This window comes from Syntrophomonas sp. UBA5494 (assembly GCF_002426325.1).
Genome location: NZ_DIPG01000010.1, coordinates 26,393 through 27,015 on the forward strand (window position 1 = coordinate 26,393; position 623 = coordinate 27,015).

Annotated in this window: 1 pseudogene; it reads left to right on the forward strand. The window is 57.0% G+C overall.

What is annotated here, in order from left to right:
• Positions 1-623: pseudogene (locus B3W37_RS01280) on the forward strand (endonuclease Q family protein); the annotation flags it as partial.

Sequence of the window (623 nt, forward strand, 5' to 3'; positions counted from 1 at the left end):
GCAGATCAAGGTATTGGAACTCGGCCTCAGCGCCGACACCGATATGGCCGACTGCATTGCGGAAACCCGCCCGGTGAGCTTTCTATCCAATTCTGACGCCCATTCCTCGGGCAACATCGGGCGCGAGTTCAATCTGTTGCGCATGCAAAACAAGAATTTCGAAGAGCTGCGCTTGTGTCTGTACAAATCCTCGGGGCGCAATGTGGCTGCTAATTTTGGCATGGACCCCCTTCTGGGGAAATACCACCGCACCTATTGCAATAAATGCCGGCGCATTGCGGTTGAAGAGGCTCCGATCCTCAAATGCCCGGTCTGCGGGGGTACAGACGTGGTGATGGGGGTGTATGACCGCATCGTCAGTATCCGCGACTATGACGAACCGCACCACCCGGTGGGCCGGCCCCTTTATCGTTACCGGGTTCCTTTGAAAGATTTGCCGGGAGTGGGGCCCCGTACCCTGCAAAGCCTATGGCAGGCCTTTTCCAGTGAAATCGATATCCTTGAAAATGCCCCTATGGAGCGGATAGCCAAGGTGGGGGGAGCGCGTCTGGCCGCTTTGATTCTCGGGATGAGGAAGGGCCGGCTGAATATCCAAGCCGGCGGGGGAGGGTATTATGGAAAGG